At 73.0% G+C, this 17482-nt stretch carries 15 protein-coding genes, 1 other RNA gene and 1 pseudogene; 5 read left to right on the plus strand and 12 right to left on the minus strand.

All coding sequences use genetic code 11. From position 1 onward, the window contains the following. Both HCJ92_RS24355 and HCJ92_RS13275 read right to left on the minus strand, forming a co-directional pair. Positions 1–1259 (minus strand): ATP-grasp domain-containing protein (locus tag HCJ92_RS24355; protein WP_209311077.1); only part of this gene is annotated, 1259 nt, incomplete at its 3' end. 103 nt (positions 1260–1362) lie between these two features. Further along, the gene (locus HCJ92_RS13275) at positions 1363–1500 is read right to left on the minus strand and encodes a hypothetical protein (RefSeq protein ID WP_167933774.1); all 138 of its coding nucleotides are present in this window, start codon (positions 1498–1500) and stop codon (positions 1363–1365) included. A gap of 153 nt (positions 1501–1653) precedes the next feature. Here HCJ92_RS13275 and HCJ92_RS13280 point away from each other — a divergent pair, with 153 nt between their 5' ends. From HCJ92_RS13280 to HCJ92_RS13290, 3 genes are all read left to right on the plus strand, one after another. Continuing rightward, on the plus strand, positions 1654–2634 hold the full coding sequence (locus HCJ92_RS13280) for a helix-turn-helix transcriptional regulator (RefSeq protein ID WP_338054158.1): 981 nt from the start codon (positions 1654–1656) through the stop codon (positions 2632–2634). A 115-nt stretch (positions 2635–2749) separates the two neighbouring features. After that, entirely contained in the window at positions 2750–3733 is a 984-nt protein-coding gene (locus HCJ92_RS13285) for a helix-turn-helix transcriptional regulator (protein WP_209311079.1), read from the plus strand. A 117-nt stretch (positions 3734–3850) separates the two neighbouring features. Beyond that, the gene (locus HCJ92_RS13290; protein WP_167933775.1) at positions 3851–4840 is read left to right on the plus strand and encodes a helix-turn-helix transcriptional regulator; all 990 of its coding nucleotides are present in this window, start codon (positions 3851–3853) and stop codon (positions 4838–4840) included. A gap of 907 nt (positions 4841–5747) precedes the next feature. On the opposite strand, the gene HCJ92_RS13295 is transcribed toward HCJ92_RS13290, so the two are convergent. Continuing rightward, positions 5748–7610 (minus strand): penicillin-binding transpeptidase domain-containing protein, encoded by a 1863-nt coding sequence (locus HCJ92_RS13295; protein WP_167933776.1) that lies wholly within the window; start codon positions 7608–7610, stop codon positions 5748–5750. A gap of 320 nt (positions 7611–7930) precedes the next feature. Between HCJ92_RS13295 and HCJ92_RS13300 the strand changes: the two genes are divergently transcribed. Beyond that, on the plus strand, positions 7931–8245 hold the full coding sequence (locus HCJ92_RS13300) for a 4a-hydroxytetrahydrobiopterin dehydratase (RefSeq protein ID WP_167933777.1): 315 nt from the start codon (positions 7931–7933) through the stop codon (positions 8243–8245). Between the two features lie 74 nt (positions 8246–8319). Here HCJ92_RS13300 and ssrA read toward each other — a convergent pair. The 5 genes from ssrA to ftsE form a co-directional block, all read right to left on the minus strand. Further along, positions 8320–8689, minus strand: a transfer-messenger RNA (tmRNA) gene (gene ssrA, locus HCJ92_RS13305). Positions 8690–8842: 153 nt separating this feature from the next. Next, on the minus strand, positions 8843–9325 hold the full coding sequence (smpB, locus tag HCJ92_RS13310) for an SsrA-binding protein SmpB (RefSeq protein WP_167933778.1): 483 nt from the start codon (positions 9323–9325) through the stop codon (positions 8843–8845). Positions 9326–9447: 122 nt separating this feature from the next. Then, on the minus strand, positions 9448–10548 hold the full coding sequence (locus HCJ92_RS13315; RefSeq protein WP_167933779.1) for a S41 family peptidase: 1101 nt from the start codon (positions 10546–10548) through the stop codon (positions 9448–9450). A 149-nt stretch (positions 10549–10697) separates the two neighbouring features. Continuing rightward, positions 10698–11612: a permease-like cell division protein FtsX gene (gene ftsX / locus HCJ92_RS13320; RefSeq protein ID WP_167933780.1), complete on the minus strand. Its 915-nt coding sequence runs from the start codon at positions 11610–11612 to the stop codon at positions 10698–10700. A gap of 32 nt (positions 11613–11644) precedes the next feature. Further along, on the minus strand, positions 11645–12334 hold the full coding sequence (ftsE, locus tag HCJ92_RS13325) for a cell division ATP-binding protein FtsE (RefSeq protein ID WP_167933781.1): 690 nt from the start codon (positions 12332–12334) through the stop codon (positions 11645–11647). Positions 12335–12605: 271 nt separating this feature from the next. On the opposite strand from ftsE, the gene HCJ92_RS13330 reads away from it, so the two are divergent. After that, positions 12606–12797 (plus strand): hypothetical protein, encoded by a 192-nt coding sequence (locus HCJ92_RS13330; protein WP_167933782.1) that lies wholly within the window; start codon positions 12606–12608, stop codon positions 12795–12797. 129 nt (positions 12798–12926) lie between these two features. On the opposite strand, the gene HCJ92_RS13335 is transcribed toward HCJ92_RS13330, so the two are convergent. The 4 genes and pseudogenes from HCJ92_RS13335 to HCJ92_RS13350 all read right to left on the minus strand — a co-directional run. Beyond that, positions 12927–13673: a hypothetical protein gene (locus HCJ92_RS13335; protein WP_167933783.1), complete on the minus strand. Its 747-nt coding sequence runs from the start codon at positions 13671–13673 to the stop codon at positions 12927–12929. 433 nt (positions 13674–14106) lie between these two features. Then, entirely contained in the window at positions 14107–15225 is a 1119-nt protein-coding gene (prfB, locus tag HCJ92_RS13340; RefSeq protein ID WP_167933784.1) for a peptide chain release factor 2, read from the minus strand. A 68-nt stretch (positions 15226–15293) separates the two neighbouring features. Further along, entirely contained in the window at positions 15294–16457 is a 1164-nt protein-coding gene (locus HCJ92_RS13345) for a serine/threonine-protein kinase (protein WP_167933785.1), read from the minus strand. A gap of 298 nt (positions 16458–16755) precedes the next feature. Further along, a pseudogene (locus HCJ92_RS13350) lies at positions 16756–17482 on the minus strand (hypothetical protein); the annotation flags it as partial.

Consider the following 17482-nt stretch of genomic DNA (forward strand, 5'->3'; position numbering starts at 1 on the left):
GCCGCCGGCGGGGGTCCGGCGGCCGACGGCGGTAGGGGGTGGTCCGTGGCCGAGGCCCGGGCGGGGATCAGCCGGTCCTCGGCGGCGCGCAGGGCGCGGGCCACTTCCTGGGGGGTGGAACCGGTCGCGGTGATGACGCCATGTCCGGCGACCCGGCTGGTGGCCTCCGGAGCATGGCTGCCGAGGGGCGCGCCCAGTTCCACCGAGACCACGCCCGGCACGGCGCGGGCGTCGGCAGCCCGTTCCGCGTCGTGCAGGGTCTGGATGGTCAGGGGGAGCAACCTGGCCGCGGCGTGCTCCTTCCTGACGGTCTGTTCGGGGTCGGCGAGCCCGAGGGTGGCGGCCACCGCGAGCTGGTAGCGGTCGACGCCGGTGGCGAGGGCGACCAGGCGGCTGATGCGGTCCCCGCCCGGGTGGGCGTGGGACTCGATCAGGGCGGGGCCCCGCTCGGTGATCACGATCTCGGTGTGGGAGGGCCCGACGCGGTGGCCGGCCGCGCTGAGGGTCGCCTGCACCAGCTGCTCGACGCCCTTGAGGGTCTTCCGCCCCAGGTCGGCGGGGAGTTCGTACCCGATGTCGCCGCACTCGGGCGCGCCGGTGGTGTGCCTGCGTGCGACGGCGAGGACGGTGTGCCGCCCGCGTTCGGAGTGCGCCTCGACGCAGTACTCGGGCCCTTCCAGGTACTCCTCGATGATGAACGCGGGCTCTGGTGCCAACCGCCGGGCCAGGTCGCGCGCATCGCCCGCGTCGTGCAGCTTGTGCACGTCCTGGCCGCCCGAGCCGGTGCGGGGCTTGACCACACAGGGGAAGCCGACTCGTTCGGCAGCCGGCACCAGAGCCGCGGCCCGGTCACACCGCTCGAACCGCACAGGGGCGGCGGAGAGCCGATTGACCCGATCGCGGAGCGCCGCCTTGTCGGTGAGGTACGCGACAGCCGCGTGGGGGTTGCCCGGGAGGCCGAGGGCCTCGTTGGCACGGGCGGCGGCGAGGGCGCTGCACTCCCCGAACCCGAACACGGCGGCGCGCGGCTTGCCGGATCGAGGTGGGGAGTCCGCGAAATGGCTGAGGACCCCGAGGAGGTGGGGGTGGTCCGTCCAGTCGACCGCGAGCGTCTCGTCGGCCGAGAGCGCGGCCTCCCGGACGGACGGCTCACTCGGGTCCGCCGCGAGTACCAGGCTGCGCACGCCCAGCGCCCGTGCCGCGTGTACGGCGGCGGGTGAGGGGCTCAGCAGGACCGCGGTCCGTTGCGGTTGGGTCATGGGGACCACCTCCTGACTGGCTTCCGCGCAGGCTGGTGCAGGCTTTCGGGCATGACGAGCGGCGGCCGGGGCGCGTGGGGGGTCGCTCCCGGACGCCAAACGACTACTCCCAGTAGTTGGCGGGCTGGAGCGTCGCAGAGGCGACACCCTCGCCCTCCCAGTAGTTGGCCGCGCTGGCGGTGCCTGCGAGTGCGAGCACGGCGAACAGCGCCGCGGTCGCGCTGATGGCTATCTTCTTCACGGTTACTCCCGCATCCACATGAGTTGTCAGGCTTGAACCCTGCTGGAACCGATGCTCACCGAAGCCACCGGGTGTAGTCGAGGGAGTTGCCCTGGCGTCATACTGCCTGGCAGGTTGACGCCAGCAGCCGGTGCTCTCGCGCAAGGACGTAATGTGCAGGAATCAGATGAAATCGACTCGGTGGCGACGCAGGTCTACCGGGGACGCGTGATCCACCCCACCGATTCCGTGGAGCATCTCGCCAAGCGTTTGGGGATCGGACCGTCGCAGGTCACCGAGGCGGAGGGCAAGCTGGCCGCACTGGGACTGATCCGCAGCTCGCCCGGGGGCGGCTGGGTGGCGATCAGCCCGGAGAGCGCCGCGGACGAGCTGCTGGGACCGGCCGAGCAGGACATCCTGCGCAAGCGCATCGCCATGGCGGCGACCCGCGCGCGGCTCCACTCGCTGACCGGTGACTACCTGGAGGCCCGCTCCATGCGGTCCACCCGGAGCAACATCGAGATCATCCAGGGGCTGCACAACGTGCTGGCGGTCATCGACGACCTGGCACGCACGGCGACCAAGTCGATCGACGTCTTCATACCCGGCACCCTCTCCGAGACCGGCATCCGCTCGGCGGAGCGCCTGGATCTGGAGACCCTCGCGCGCGGGGTCATGCTGCGCACGATGCTGCAGCACAGCGCTCGCAAGAAGCCGGGTGCGGCGCAGTACGCCGCGACCATCACGGCGGCCGGGGCGCAGGTCCGCTCGATCACCTCGCTGCCGTCGCGGCTGCTGATCTACGACCGCAACTGCGCGGTGCTGCCGCTGGACCCCGAGGTGACCGGCCGGGGGGTGGCGCTGGTCCGCGACCCCGCGGTGCTGAGCTTCGTGCAGCGGCTGTTCGACCACTACTGGGCGCGCGCGCTGGTCTTCAGCGAGGCCGAGCCCGACTCCGGCCCGGCGCCGACGGGCGTGGACCGCGAGGTCCTGCTGCTCATGGCCTCGGGCAAGAAGAACGAGACCATCGCCCACCAGCTGGGGATGTCGGTCCGCTCGGTCAGCCGTATCGTTTCAGCACTTCTGGAGCGGCTGGACGCGGACAGCCGTTTCCAGGCCGGGGTACGGGCCGCGCAGAACGGCTGGCTGTCGTAACGACCATGCACGCGCACGCCATCGCACCGCCCCGGCGGCCCCGCACCGCCACCCGCACCCGCACCATCCGCTCGTACGCCGCCGTCACGGCGGCGCCCCGGAACCGGGGACGCTCATGACCCACCCCAGCGGTCTGTCGACCGTCGCAGTGACCATCTACCGGCTCCGCGTGGCCAACCCGACCGCGAGCCCCGAGGAGTTGGCCGCCCGCGCCGGGCTGACCAGCGCCGCCGTCGCCGGCGCGGAGCAGGAGCTCGGCACCCTCGGCCTGCTGCGCCCCTCGCCCGCCGGCGGACTGGTCGCCGTAGGGCCCGACACCGCCACGGAGGAGCTGGTGGCCGCCGGGGACCACGACATCCTCCAGGCGCAGGTCGCCCTCGGCGCCACCCGCGCCAAGATGCAGGCGCTCTCCGGTCACTACCTGGAGGCGCGCTCGCTCCGCTCGGAACGCGGCGACATCGAGACGGTGGTGGGGCTGGAGAACATCCGGGCCGTCATCGACGACCTCTCCCGGACCGTGACCGGTTCGGTGGACACCCTCGCGCCCGGCGGGGCCCAACCGGAGCACGCCACGGCGGCGGCCCTCCCCAGCGACCTCCGCGCGCTGGGGCGCGGCTGCCGACTCCGCATCCTCTTCCAGTACGGGGCCCGTCGGCATCAGCCGACCCGGCACTACGTCTCCAACATCACCTCCGCCGGGGCGCAGGCCCGCTGCGTGAGCCACCTCCCGACGCGGATGATCCTCTACGGGGAGGACTGCGCCGTGCTCCCGGTGGACCACGAGAACACCGGCGACGGCGTGATCGTCGTGCGCGACGCCTCGGTGCTCTCCTTCCTGCGGCGGCTCTACGAGTACTACTGGTCGCGTGCCTCCGACTTCCTGCTGGAGGAGGGCGACTCACCGCTCGGGCTCAGCCCGGTGGAGAGCGAGATCCTCGCGCAGCTGGCGGAGGGCCGCACCAACCCGGTGATCAGCGCAGACCTGGGCGTCTCGGAGAGAACGGTGGCCCGGATCGTGGCGGCTCTGATGGAACGGCTGGGAGCGGGCAGCCGCTTCGAGGCGGGGGTCCGGGCGGTCCAGCTCGGCTGGGTGACCTGACACCGGCCGCCCCGGAAGGAGCGGGCCGCACGACGGGGCGCGGGCGACAGCAGGAGCGTGCGCCGGGCGGGCCGGTTCAGGTTCGTGGTACCGGCAACCGGTCGCTACCCTCACTGCATGTCCGAGACGTCCGACGGGGAGCCGATCGCCGAGGAGAGCGTGCGGGTGTACCGGCTCCGGGTCATCCACCCGACGGAGTCCGACGAGCAGCTGGCGGTGCTGGCGGAGCTGCCCGCCGCGCGAGTGACGGTGGCCCAACGCGACCTGCTGGAACTCGGGTTGCTGCTGCGCTCGCCCGACGGGTGGTCCGCGCTCCCCCCGGGGCGCGCGGCGGAGCGGCTGATGGCCCGCGCCGAGCTCGACATCGCTCGCCGCAACCTGACGCTCGCCACCGTGCGCGCCCGGTTGCACGGGCTGGAGGCTCCCTTCAGGGAGGCGCTCGACCGCAGGTCCGGGGCGAAGGGCGTCGAGCACGTGACGGGCGCGGCAGCCGTGCGCGCGCAGGTCGCGGGGCTGGCGCACGGCGCGCGGCGCTCGGTACGGGCGCAGGTCGACGCCGGGTCCCGCATCACGGACGGCGCGGCGCACCCGCTGCCGCTGGATCGGGAGCTGCTGAGGCGCGGCGTCCGGGTGCGGTACCTCTGCGCCGACGTCCACCGCGGGGCTCCGGAGTTCCGCGACCACGTCGCCGAGGTGTGCGAGCTGGGCGGCGAGGTGCGGACCGTCTCGGCGGTCCCGGCCCGGCTGCTGGTCTACGACGACGCGCACGCCCTCCTCCCAGCCGACCCCGACCGACCCGAACGGGGCACGGTGGGAGTGCGCGAGCCGGCACTGGTCGGGTTTCTCACCGCACTCTTCGATCACCTCTGGGCGCGCGCGGTGCCGTTCGTGGAGAACGGGCCCGCCCACGTCAGGCCGCCCGAGGGGACGGAGCTGCGCGTGCTGCGGGGCATCGCGGCCGGGCGGACCAACGACGCCCTCGCCCGGGAACTCGGCGTCTCCCCCAGGACGGTGACCAGGATCGTCGCGGGACTGCTGGAGCGGCTCGGCACGGACAGCAGGTTCCGCGCCGGGGTGCGGGCGGTCGAACTCGGGTGGCTGAGCTGACGACCGGTGCCCACCGCGGGCTCCCGACGCAGCGCCGGATTCCGGTGTCCCGGCCACCGCCCCACCGCCCCACCGCGCAGGGCGACCGGTAGGCCCTGGCCGTCACCGGACGAGGTGCTCACCGAGTCGTGATGCCGAGCGGGTTCGCGGCGGGCGGCTGCGCGTGGCTCCCCGAGGCGTCCACGCGTGAGCCGGTAGTGGGGTCCCGCGACGACGCGCCGTGACCCGGAGCCGAGCGCCGGGGCCGGGGCCGACGAGGCGTGCCACGCGTCGGCGCCGGACCACGGGCGCTTCCGGAGCGCACGGCGGCCGGAACACGGCGGGCGCCGTCGGTCCGGGGCCACGTCCGGGCGCCGAGGCGACGGCGAGGAAGAGCAGGGGTGTGCCCCGGCGCGGGGCGAAGGCGGCGACTCCACTCGCCGTCCTCGTCCCGAGCCCCCGGGTGCGACTGGGTCCGCACCACGGGCACCCGCAGGCCCGCGGGGACCGCGCCTGACTGCGGTCCGATTCCGCGGGAGCCGGTGACACACCCCCGCGTCGTACCCTCCGGCCGCGCCGGGCGGTACGACGACGACGCGGTGGCCGGGGGCCGACCACCTCGCCGGGATCCGGGGACGGTCACGCCGGCCCTCCCGGGGGCACTCGCGACCGGTCCTTCTCCGAGACGCGACGGCCCGGCACGACCGGCCGGGAGCCCGCCGTGCGACGCCCTCGCACCACTCGACTGTAGGCACCACGGGACGCGGCCGTACAGGCGCGACGGGTGACGCGTTGCCGCATGGCGCGCTCACGCCAACCACGGCGGACGACCCCGCCCGCGGCGCGCCGGGGCGCTGCACCCCCGGCGCGCGTCGGCCGCGCGGGCCCGGGGACCCGGCCCCTCCGGACCGGCGGCCCCCCGTTCCGGCTAACCCAGGTTGTCCAGGAAGGCGGCGGCGACCGGGCCCGCGTGGGAACCGCCCGAGCCACCGTCCAGCAGCATCACGGCGAAGGCGAGATCGTTGTCGGCGTCATAACCGACGATCCAGGCGTTGGTGGTCACCTCGCCCTCTCCGTCGGCCACCTCGGCGGTGCCCGTCTTGGCGTGCGCGGTCCCCGGGACGTCGCTCAGCACGGAGGCCGTGCCGTCGGTCACGGTCTCCCGCATCAACGTGCGCAGCGTGTCGACGGTCTCCTCGGAGAGCTTTTCCCCGCCTGCCGGCTCCTCCGGCTCCGCGTCGGGCAGCAGCACCGGTACGCGGAACTCCCCGTTGGCGACGGTGGCCGCCACACCGGCCATCGCCAGCGGACCGGCCTCCACCCGGCCCTGCCCGATCAGGGAGGCGGCGTGGTCGGTGTCGCTGTCGAACTCCGGAACACGGCCGGAGAACGCCCCGAAACCCGCCTCCCAGCCGGTCCCGATCCCGAACGCCTCGGCGGCACCGATCAGTTCGGCGTCGCCGACCTGATCGCGGTGCTCGATGAAGGTGGTGTTGCAGGACCGGACGAACGCCTCGCGCAGGGTGGTGTCGTCGCCCAGCTCGAACTCGTTCTGGTTGTGGAACTCCCGCCCGTCGACGTTGGCGAACTGCGCGCAGCCGAGGACGTCCTCGGCGGTCGCGCCGCCCTCCAGCAGCGCGGCGGTCGTGACGATCTTGAATCCCGAGCCGGGCGCGTACTGCCCCTGTGCGGAACGCGCGTAGTCCGACGGCTGGTCGGCGAGGGCGAGGATCTCCCCGGTGGACGGCCTGAGCGCCGCGATCGAACCGTCCTGGTCCTGGTCGGCGAGCGCCTCCTCGGCCGCGCGCTGCACGTCGAGCTCGATCGTGGTCCGCAGCGGCTCCCCCGGGCCGCCGCCCTCCCCGGCGGCCAGGGTCTCCACCGCCGCACCGGTCTCCCGGTCCGCGAGCACGACCTCCGTCGTCGGGACGCCGGCCAACTCAGCGTCGAGGAGCGCCTGGAGACCTGAGCTCCCCTCGCCGGTGTCGGAGTCGACCCCGCCGACCAGACCGCGCGCCTCGAAGGCGAGGGTCCGGCTCCCCTCGGCGGTCTGCAACCCTTCGACGGCCTCGACGGCGTCCCGGTGCTCCTCGTAGTCAGCGTCCCGCAACGTCACCACGGGCACGGCCTGGTCCTCGTCGGCCTCCTCGACGCGCGCCTGCAACGCCTCCACGTCGACGCCGGCGTCGAGTCCCTCGACCGCCTCCCACGCCGCGTCCGGATCCTCGAGCTGCGCGGGCCAGATCGACAGGCTCCACACGCGGCCGACGCCGGCCAGCTCCTCGCCGCCGGCCGCGAGCACCGGCGCGCGGTCCGGACGCTCCTCGCGCCGCACCAGGGTGGTGCCCTCGGACAGTTCGGGGTGGATCACGGCGGGGTCCCAGCGCACCGCCCAGTCGCCGTCGACACGGGTGAGGCGGACGGTCGCCTCGTAGCTCCACTCGGGCAGCCCGGGGCCGAGGTTCCAGGTCGCGGTGTACGGCACCTCGCGGTCACCGCCCTCCACCGCGCGGGACTCGCCCGAGACCCGCAGGTCACGCCCTTCCGGGTCCAGGTTGCGCGTGACGGAGGCCATCAGGGACGCCGCACCCTCGGGATCGTCGGTGAGCGCCGCCGCGGGATTGTCGTCGTCCTCCTCGGTGGCGTCCTCCGGCCAGGCGGTGAGGAACTCGCCGGCGCGCTGCTGTGCCGCGTCGCCGTCGTCCCCGCGTAGCAGCCAGAACAGCACCCCGGCGAGCAGCACGAGCCCCAAGGCCGCGCCCCCCGCGATCCGGATCTGTTTGCCGCGCATCCGTACCTCCCCGCGTCTCGGCCCGAACGGCCGTCCGTGCCCCCGCCCCGGTTCTGCCCCGGACCGGTGCCCCACCTTTCGGGTGAACGGCTCCGCGGTCGCCACCCCAGGGCAGCGTACACATGCGTCCCGACACGGCGGCGGCCGTGGCACGACCGGCCCGCACGGCCGTCCGCGGCCCCGTGCGCGGCCCCGTGCGCCGCCTCGCCCACGGCCCCGGCGGACGGCAGACTCGACGATGCGACGCCGTGCCGCACGGCGTCGCCGCCCGCGGCCCGCCCGTGGGCGGCATGCGCACCGACGAACAGAGGAGAGGCACCGTGCCCGCGAGCCCCCTGACCGACGCCGAGCTCGACCAGGCCCTCACCGAACTGCCGGACTGGCGGCTCCGCGACGGCGATCTGACCGCTTCGTTCACCGTGGGCCGCGGCGCTCTGCCCGGCTTCTACGCGGCGCTGGCAGCCGCCGAGGACGAAGCCGGTCACCACGCCCGGGTCACCGTGATGTACACGTCCGTGGGGCTGGCGCTGAACACCCACGACGCCGGCGGCGCCGTCACCGCCAAGGACACCGCGCTGGCCGCGACGATCTCGCGGATCGCCGCCGACCACGGCGGCGGTGCCGAGCGGAGCTGACGGGACACCGGCGACGCCCCGGAACGCGCGAGAGCCCCCGGCCAGGCATGATGCCTGGCCGGGGGCTCGCTGTCGAGTGGAGATGGCGGGAATCGAACCCGCGTCCATCGGTGCAGAGACAGGGCTTCTCCGAGCGCAGTCCGCTGCGCTTTTCTCGGCCCCGGGAGTCACACGGACAAGCTCCCGACAGGCCCAGTCACTGTGAGGTGTCCCAGTCAGCTCCCGTGACCGGAGCTGGTGGTGAGTCCCCTAGCTGATGCCAGGCACCGGGGCGGGAACACCCCCGGGCTGACACTTCACGCTCGTTGCTCAGGCAGCGAGGGTGAAGGAATCGCGCTTGTTGTCGGCGATTATTTTTTTGCGACATATGGTTAACGAGATCATTGTCGCTTCCTCGGCTCGCTTCCCCTGCCTGGACAGCCGATGTCGAAACCGATCATCCCCATGTTGAGTTGACAAACGACCCGCGTCCGCCGCCCGTGAAGGCGGTGTCCCCGCGTCGTGCGCTGCTGCCGATCATACGGGACAGCGTCCCGCCGGGCGAATGTATTCCGCGCGGTGCCGCGTCGGACCGCGCCCGGCGGGGTCGGTCGGCGCTCAGCGACCGCGCTGCCGCCGGCGCGCCGCCGAGACGGCGCGGTCCGCCTCACGACGGTCCTGCTGCTCACGCAGCGTGTGCCGCTTGTCGTACTCCTTCTTGCCGCGCGCGAGGGCGATCTCGACCTTGGCCCGGCCGTCCTTGAAGTACAGGGCGAGCGGGACCAGCGTCAGGCCGCTCTCCTGCATCTTGCCGACCAGCTTGTCGATCTCGGCCCGGTGCATGAGCAGTTTCCGCTTGCGCCGCGCACTGTGGTTGGTCCAGGTCCCCTGGCTGTACTCGGGGATGTGGACGTTGTGCAGCCACGCCTCCCCTCCGTCGATCTGCCCGAAGCCGTCCACCAGGGACGCCCGCCCCTGGCGCAACGACTTGACCTCCGTGCCGGTCAGCACCAGACCGCACTCGTAGGTGTCGAGGATGTGGTAATCGTGTCGCGCCTTCTTGTGCTGCGCGATCAGCTTGCGCCCCGTCTCTTTAGCCATGACGTCGCCATCCTACGACCGACCGCCGGTCGCGGGCACCGGGTTAACCACCGGCACGCCGCGTCGGCCGCGCGGGAGCGACCCGGCCCGGGGTCGGCGCACCGGCGGCGGGGGCGGGAGGGTCAGCCGCCGGAGGCGAGCCCGCGGAGCACCGACCGCGCGGTGGCGTCGGCGTTGTCCCCCGGGCCCAGCGCCAGGTCCGGCTCTATGCCCCGACCGTCCTCCACGCGGCTGCCCGAAGGCGTCACGTAGGTACCGACCGTGAGCTCCGCGACGGAGCCGTCGGGCTGTTCCACGGGCATCTGGACCGTGCCCTTCCCGAAGGTGGGACGGCCCACCACCACCGCCCGCATCCGGTCCCGCAGGGCACCGGCGAGCAGCTCGGCCGAACTCATGGTGCCGCCGTCCACCAGCACCACCAACGGCCGGTCGGTGTCGCCCCCGGCCCGGGCGTGCAGCGCGTGCTCCCGGCCGTGCACGTCGTAGGTGGCGACGACACCGCCGTCGAGGAATACGGAGGCCGTGTCGGCGGCCTCCTCGATCAGCCCCCCCGCGTTGCCCCGGAGGTCGAGCACGACACCGTCGTCCGGCGGCGCGTCCTCCACCGCCGCGCGCACCTGCTCCGCCGCGCCCTGCACGAACGCCGCGACCCGCACCTCGGTGACGCCCTCGGTGGCCCGGCGAACCGTCACCGGCTCGACCGCCAGCAACTCGCGGAAGAGCTCCTCCTCGAAGCTCCGACCGTCCCGCTCGACCCCGACCAGCACGGCGCTGCCGGCACCGGCGGGGGCCGGGCCCCCGCTGCCGCGCAGCCGGCCCACCACCTCCGTCACCGGCCGGTCGTCCACCGGGGCGCCGTCGACGCTGCGCAACAGGTCGCCGGAGCGCACGCCCGCGCGCTGCGCCGGGCTCCCGGAGCGGACCTCGCTGACCACGGTCCGGCCGTCCTGGGTGCGGCGCACCGCCATGCCGGTCCCCACGTACTCGCCGTCGAGGGACTGGCGGAACGCCTCGTACTCCTCGGCGCTGAAGGCGGACGACCAGTGGTCGCCGCTGCCCTCGACGAGCCTGGCGGCGTCCTGGGACGGGCGAGGCCCGGCGTGGCCGGTGTCCTGGCCCCACGGGCCGGACCAGGCCCCCGCGGCCAGCAGGCCGGCACAGGCACCCGCCAGGACCGAGCGGCGCAGGCCCGGGTGTGGGTAGAGGCGTTGGAGCCGCGACATGCTGCGGAGTGTAGGCCAGCGGACCTCTCCGGTAGCGGGGGCGACGGCCCACAGTCGTCCGAATCACATCGACGCGCCGGGGGCGGACGCGACCGCGCCCCGGCGCGAGGAAGTGCACCGGGGCGCTTTGCGGCCCGTGGGCCGCCGGGTCAGACCTTCAGGTACTTGCGGAGGGCGAACATCGCCGCCACCGAGGGCATCAACGCCCCGACGACGAGGATGAACGGCATCACCGAGAGCACCGCGTCCCAGCCGACGAAGTCGATCACCTGGATCCGTTCGTCGAGGAAGCCGTCGATCAGGAACAGCTTGCCGCTCACCAGGAGTCCGCAGGCGAACAGCGCCCCGATGATCCCCGCGATGGCGGCCTCCAGGATGAACGGTGCCTGGATGTAGAAGCTGGACGCGCCGACCAGCCGCATGATGCCGGTCTCCCGCCGTCTGCTGAACGCCGACACCCGCACGGTGTTGACGATCAGCAGCAGCGCCACGACCAGCATCAGCGCCATCAGCCCCAGCGCGGCGATGTTGACGCCGTTGAGCAGTTGGAACAGGTTCTCCAGCAACGCCCGTTGATCCTGGACGGAGTGGACCCCGTCCCGGCCCGCGAAGGCGGTGGAGATGGCCTCGTACTTCTCCGGGTCGTGGAGCTTGACGCGGAACGACTCCTGCATCTGGTCCGGGGTCACCACGGCGGCCAGCGGCGAGTCCTTCTCCTGCTCGCGGTAGTGCTCGTACGCCTCCTCCGCGCTCTCCGGGTAGACGCGCTCGACGATGTCGTAGGCGTTGAGCTCGGCCTCTATCTCTTCCTTCTGCTCGTCGGTCACGGCCCCGCGCGGGCAGGCTGCGGGATCGGCCTCGGCGTCGTACTTGTTGCAGAGGAAGATCGAGACCTGGACCTTGTCGTACCAGAAGTCCTTCATGGAACCGACCTGCTCGCGGGCGAGCAGCGAACCGCCGAGCAGCGACAGCGACAGGGCGACGGAGACGACGACCGCCAGGGTCATCGTGACGTTGCGACGGAGACCGACACCGATCTCCGACAGGACGAAGTGGGCGCGCATGGCGTCCTTTCCCTACTCGTTGCTGCCGCGGATCAGGTCTGGTAGCCGTAGACGCCGCGGGCCTGGTCACGCACCAGGCGGCCCTTGTCCAGCTCGATCACGCGTTTGCGCATCTGGTCCACGATCTGGGCGTCGTGGGTCGCCATCACGACCGTCGTCCCGGTCCGGTTGATGCGGTCCAGGAGCCGCATGATCCCGACGGAGGTCTGCGGGTCGAGGTTGCCCGTCGGTTCGTCCGCGATCAGCAGCATGGGCCGGTTGACGAACGCCCGCGCGATGGCGACGCGTTGCTGCTCACCGCCGGAGAGCTCGCCCGGCATCCGGTCCTCCTTGCCGCCGAGGCCGACCAGGTCGAGCACCTCGGGGACGGTCTTGCGGATCTGACCGCGGCCCTTGCCGATGACCTCCAGGGCGAAGGCGACGTTCTGACCGACCGTCTTGTTGGGAAGAAGGCGGAAGTCCTGGAAGACCGTGCCCAGTTGGCGCCGGACCTGCGGGACCTTCCAGTTGGACAGCCGGCCGAAGTCCTTGCCCAGTACGTGGACGCTGCCCTCGCTGGCCTTCTCCTCACGCAGGATGAGCCGCAGAAACGTGGACTTGCCGGACCCCGAGGAGCCCACCAGGAAGACGAACTCACCGCGGTTGATCTCCAGGGAGACGTCCCGCAGGGCGGGCGCGTTCTGCCGGGGGTAGGTCTTGCTGACGCTGTCGAATCGGATCACGGTTGCACCAAGCTGGGACTGGGTAGGTGTGGGAGAACCTTCGCCTGGCGGCACCCCCTTCGAGGGGCGACGATACGCGACCCGGCACGCCCGGCGCAGTCACCGCCCGGACCCGTCCCCATAGGTCCCCTTTGCCCCGCGCCGAACCCCCCGGCGCGCGCCGTGGTGGGCCCCCGGCGGAGGGGCGCGGGGGACGTCACACCGGCTCGGCGCCGCACCTGGCGCGGCGGGGTGGCACAGTGGTGGGGGACGCTACGAGAGGAGCCGCCGCATGGTCGCTGACTGGCTGGTTTGCGCGAACTGCGCCGGGCGCGTGAGCGAGGGCCGCTGTGCGACGTGTCGCGCACAGCTGGCGCGGCAGCGCGAGCGGGGGCCCTGGGAGGGGCTGACCGGCCCCGCGGGGCTGCTGGCGCTGGTGCTCGCGCTCGCGGCGCTCGCCCTGATGATGGCGCGGCCCGCCTGACGCGGGCGCCCTCGGCGGGGGCTCACTCGCTCATGATGTGACCGAGAACGACGGGACGGGCCCGGAGCGTGACGCTCCGGGCCCGTCTCGCGTGCTACCGCGCGGAGAGCGCGGCGGGAACCGCCTGGATCAGGCAGCCGCGCCGGGCCTGCCGATGGCCTTCGGCAGGTAACGGAACGCGACGCCGCCGGCCACCATGGTGGCCGCGCCGACCAGCAGCAGCATGTTGCCGTCCGCCGCACCGGTCTCGGCGAGTTCGCCGCCGTTGCCGCTGCCCGCCTCGGAGCCGGTCGCGGACTGGTCGACGACCTCGGTCAGGTCCTCGTCGGCCTCGGGGGCCTCGATGCCCTCGGTGGCGCCGGCCGACTGCGGCGCGCCGGTGCTGCCACCGGTACTGACGTTGCCGCCCTGGTCGCCACCGCCCTGGTCGCCACCGCCCTGGTTGCCGCCACCCTGGTTCCCACCCTGGTCGCCACCACCGTCGTTGCCGCCCTGGTTGCCACCCTGGTCGCCGCCGCCCTGGTTACCACCCTGGTCGCCACCACCGTCGTTGCCGCCCTGGTCGCCGCCACCCTGGTCAGCGCCGCCATCGGCACCGCCCTGGTCGGCACCCTCGTCGCCGCCGCCCTGGTCGGCGCCCTCGTCGGCACCGCCCTGGTCGCCACCCTGGACGATGCCCTCGATGAGGCCACCGTCGGTGTCCTCGTCGTCGTCATCGTCGCCGGGCGGCGGGCAGGTCTGCGTGGGGTCGTCCTGGCAGCCGCCGGGGCCTTCGTTGGCCTGGGCCACACCCGCGACCGCGAGAGAAGCACCGGCCGCGAAGACCGCGCCGGCGGCCAGACGCGCCACGTTGATGCGCACCTTGGAACTCGCCATAAGTGTTCACTACCCCCTGTAGCTGATGTAGTTGTGCGTGACTCGTCATCGGGTGCCCTGCACCTCGGTGGCTCGGGATTCCGTGGCCGGGGACCGCCGGGGCACGCAATCAGCCCGGCGCCACTCCCCCCAGGTACCGCGCGCTGCCGAAAAGCAGGCGCACCGGCGCACAGCCTTGCGCCGAATGGTCACACCGTCAAGTCACGGGTTACCAACGCTCCGCACGCGCAAGGCAACAGCGAATACCCCCACCTCGCACACACCGCTTCCGCACATTCAACTGCGGTGAAGACGGCTGAAGTTCAGACAGATGTGAGGGAGAACACCGACGGCCGTCACCCGAAGGGCTGAAAACGACCGCCGTACCCCCCGGAAAACAACACCCGCCCGGCCGCACGGGCCGGGCGGGAACCGCCGCTGCGGGAGCCGGGCCTCAGCCCTGCTCCTCCTGCTCCTGCTGCTTCCGCCAGCGGATTCCCGCCTCCAGGAAGTCGTCGATGTCACCGTCGAGGACCGCCTGCGGGTTACCGGTCTCGCAGTCGGTCCGCAGGTCCTTGACCATCTGGTAGGGCTGGAGCACGTAGGAACGCATCTGGCTGCCCCACGAGTTGCCGCCGTCGCCCTTGAGCGCGTCCATCTTGGCCTGCTCCTCGGCCCGACGGTGCGCCAGCAGCCGCGCCTGGAGGACGCGCATGGCGGCTGCACGGTTCTGGAGCTGCGACTTCTCGTTCTGGCAGGAGACGACGATGCCGGTGGGCAGGTGCGTCATCCGGACCGCGGAGTCGGTGGTGTTGACCGACTGGCCGCCCGGGCCCGATGACCGGAAGACGTCGATGCGGATCTCGTTCTCGGGAATGTCGATGTGGTCGGTCTGCTCCACCACCGGCAGCACCTCGACGCCGGCGAACGAGGTCTGCCTGCGCCCCTGGTTGTCGAACGGCGAGATGCGCACCAGGCGATGGGTCCCCTGCTCGACCGAGAGGGTTCCGTAGGCGTACGGGACGCGCACGGAGAAGGTGGTGGACTTGATGCCCGCCTCCTCCGCGTAGGAGGTGTCGAGCACCTCGGTCGGGTAGCCCCGGCGTTCGGCCCAGCGCAGGTACATCCGCTGCAGCTGCTCCGCGAAGTCGGCGGCGTCCACGCCCCCGGCCTCGGCGCGGATGGAGACCATCGCCTCCCGCGAGTCGTACTCGCCGGACAGCAGGGTGCGCACCTCCAGCTCGGCGATGGACTTGCGGAGGGATTCCAGCTCCGTGAGCGCCTCGGCCTTGGTGTCGGCGTCGTTCTCGCTCTCGGCGAGCTCGAACATCACCTCCAGGTCGTCGATGCGCGACCGCAGCTCCTCGGTCTTGCGGACCTGCCCCTGGAGCATCGCGAGCCGGCTGGTGACCTGCTGGGCGTTGTCCGGGTCGTCCCACAGGGACGGCGCCGCCGCGTGCTCCTCGAGCACGGCGATCTCGGACCTCAGCTTGTCCAGGTCGAGGACGGCCTCGACCGACCCAAGGGTCGAGGTGAGGGACTTCAGCTCTTCGGAAACATCGACGACTGCCACGTCTCCAGCGTAGCGGTTGCCCGCGCCGGGGAGCCCCCGGCGGGGAGCCGAGGGCTCCCGCCGGGGGCTCAGGCCAGCGCGAGCACGCCCCCGACGACCAGCGCGACGGCGAGCAGCACGGCGCCGAGGGTCATCGCCAGGCGGCGCCGTCGCTCGGCGGCGCCGTGGCGCGCGGAACCGGCGCGGCGCTGGCCGGGCGTGCGCGGCAGCCGGGCGGTCCCGTTGGCTCCGCCTGCCAGTTCCTCGGCGTCGGGGACCCGCATCCGGGTGTGGGTGACGCGGTCGGGATCGCTGACGGAGCCGCGCACCAGCGCGACCGCCCCCCGGGGGGCCTCGGGCTCCTCCACGTTCTCCTCCGCCGTGCGGTCGCCGCGCGCGGCGGTCTCCTCCTCGCTCTCGATGTCGAGAGCGGGCAGCCCCCTGAGCGCCGGCTGGAGCCCGCGGAGCCGGGAGGCGAGCTCCGCGGCCCGCAGCCGGGAGGCCGGGGCCTTGGCCAGGCACTGCTGGAGGAGCTCCCACAGCTCGTCGGGGAGGCCGGGCAGCGGGGCCGCAGTCTCGGTCACGTGTCGCCGCAGCACGGCGCCGGTGTGGCCGCCGCCGAAGGGGGTGAACCCGGCGAGCAGCTCGTAGAGGACGGTCGCCAGCGAGTAGATGTCGACCGGGGCGCGCGAGGGCAGGCCCTCCACGATCTCCGGGGCGATGTAGTCCGGGGTGCCGACCACGCGGGAGGTGGTGCCGCGGCGCGGCTCGTCGATCAGCTGGGCGACGCCGAAGTCGGCGAGCAGGGCCCGGGGGGCGGGGCCGGTCGCGTCGAGGAGGATGTTCTCGGGCTTGACGTCACGGTGGACCACTCCGGCGCGGTGGGCGACGGCGAGGGCGTCGGCGACGTCGACCGTCAGGGCGACCGCGTCGGCGGGGGCGAGCCGCCGGTGCCGGTTGAGGTGGGCGCGCAGGTCGGTGCCGCGCACCAGGTCCATGACGAGGGCGAGGTCCGTGCCGTCCTCGTCGATCACCAGCTCGCGGACGCCCACGATCCGCGGATGTTCCAGGCCGAGCAGGGTCCGGCGCTCGTGGGCGAACCGTTCGACCAGCTCGGCGTCGGCGGCGAGGTCCTCGCGGAGCACCTTGATCGCGACCGGCCCGTCGGGCCCCCGACCGAGCCATACCGTCCCGGCGCTGCCCCGACCGAGGACGCGCTCCGTGGTGTATTGGCTACCGATGTTGCGTGCCATGGCGGCAGGTTACGGCTTCCCTGCGACACCACCGCTCGCCCACACCGGGATTGCCCGATTTTGCGGAAGAACGTCGGACGCCGCCGGCCGGGATAAATCGACAAATCACCGAGGTGGCCGACGGATTGCCGCCGGTGCTTTGTGCGGGACCGCCATTCGTGCGGCGCCGCCGGATCGTCGGAATCCTCGTGCGGGGAACGCACAACGCCGGTCCGAGGCGAACTCGCCGCCGCTCCGAACCCGTTCCTCGCGGAACATGGTCGAAACGACGGCGAGTCGTCCTGCCGGCGGACGGTCGTCAATTCCCGTTCGGAGTCGTGAAGTCGCCCTGAACGCCTTCCACTCGCTCCTGGGCACTGTCGATGAGGCCCGTCCATTCCCCGATCCGGTCGAAGAACTCGGTGGTCGCCTCCCAGAAGCCCTGCCCCTGTGCCACCCACTCCGGCAGCGGGGTCAGGTTCCAGAGCAGGGCACCGATCACGACGAGGATCAGCACCATGAAGAGGCAGCCCTTGAGGCAGCCGAGCCCGGGAATCCGCATGGGGTTGGCGCTGCGGCTGCTGCGACGCGGCTCGCGCGGCTCGGGTTCGGGGCGCGGCCGCCGCTCCCGCTGCGGCCGGGGCTCGGGCCTGCGCGGCTGCGGCTCCGGCTGGTGGTACTGGGGCGGGGGCTGCCGGTACTCGCGCGGGTAGGGCTCCTGGTAGTGCTGCGGCGGAGGCTGCCGATAGCCGCCCCGCTGCTGGCCGTAACCCTGATCGGGGTGACCGTAGCCGTCCTGCTGCCGGCCCTGGCCCTGCTGCCGGCGGGGGTTCTGCTCCTGCTGGCGGGGGCGCTGGGGTGGCCGCGGGCCTCGCTGCGGAGCGTGGCGCAGCGGGTCCTCGGCGGGGTCGAACGGCTGGACCTGGGTCTGCTCGTTGCGGTCGCGCGCGGCCCGCATCTGGTTCTGCCACGGGTGGGGGTCGTCCTGCGCGGGCCCGGCCGGCCCCGCGGGCGGCTGGGCCGGCATGGCGCGGGTGGCGTCGAGC

It is taken from the genome of Streptomyces spiramenti (assembly GCF_012034385.1).
GTDB classification, from domain to species: Bacteria; Actinomycetota; Actinomycetes; order Streptomycetales; family Streptomycetaceae; genus Streptomyces; species Streptomyces spiramenti.